The organism is Cetobacterium sp., assembly GCF_051658645.1.
Classification (GTDB): Bacteria; Fusobacteriota; Fusobacteriia; order Fusobacteriales; family Fusobacteriaceae; genus Cetobacterium_A.
The window spans coordinates 1-1,092 of the sequence record NZ_JBOFMZ010000032.1 but is presented as its reverse complement, the minus strand read 5'-3'; the positions used below and the strand labels follow the sequence as shown (position 1 = coordinate 1,092).

The 1,092-nt window shown below is 27.7% G+C and carries 1 protein-coding gene; it reads right to left on the bottom strand.

The features are described 5' to 3' along the window. Window positions 1-3: 3 nt before the first annotated feature. The coding region (locus ACRCZX_RS02610; protein ID WP_438581386.1) for a TolC family protein at window positions 4-1,092 on the bottom strand (1,089 nt) is incomplete at its 5' end.

Below are 1,092 nucleotides of genomic sequence, written 5' to 3'. Positions count from 1 at the left end.
ATATTAAATAAGTGATGATCTATATTTTTCAAACGCTACATAATAATTTAATATTGCTGAGTTATAAGCTACTGCTGCTTCTCTATATTGGCTTTCTGATAATAGGTAATCTACAGTTGAAATTAATCCAGCATTGTATCTTTCTGTATCTATGTTAAAATTCTCTGTTGAGGCTTCTAGAGATTTATTTCTAGATGTTTTTAATTGCTCTAATCGAATTAATTCTCTATAATTTTTTGTTATTGATAATTTTATACTATCAGATGTTAATTCTTTGTTTAAATTTTCTATATTTTCATTATTTTTAGCTATATTATATTCATCCGTTGTGCTTCCGAATGAAAATACTTCCCACTTTACACTTAATCCTCCACGCCATTCTGCATTTTCGAAACTATTATCAAACTTATGATTTTCTTTTGCTGTTCCATAATTTCCAAATGCATCAACCTGTGGTAATAAACTTGATCTTGCAACAATTTTTTCCGCTGATGCATAATCAACTTTATTCATTGCTAATTTTGCTGATAAACTGTTGTTTAAAGCACTTTCTAAATCATTCTCAAAATCTATTCCTAATGTTAAATTTTCTGGTACTAAGAAACTTTTTAAAGTTACTTCTTCATCTTTTGGTATCATCAATTTTAATTTTAAATCTTTTTTAGCAATTTCTAAGTTTGTTTTTGTTCCTGTAATTTGAGATTCTAACTCTAAAATAGAGTATTCTGTTTTTAATAAATCTGCTTTTGTTATCAATCTTAAATTCAACTGTTCATTTTGTTTCATCTGTCTAGCTTTCAACTCTTTCATTGATGAGTTTAAAACTGTTATATCTCTTTCATAGTTTATGATGCTAGAATAAAGAGAGATTATATCTAATCTTACATCTCTTTTTTCTGCTAAAACATATATATTAGCTATATTTTTTGAAGCTTTAGCACCTATAATTCCACCTGTTATTGCTCCACCTCTAAATAATGGTTGTGATACTCCTAAGGTTTGAGTATAACCTGTTTTTTCGTCTGAATTCATGTCATTCATAGATCTTTTTGTATGCTCTGACATCTGATACTGACCATTGTAAGTCACTGT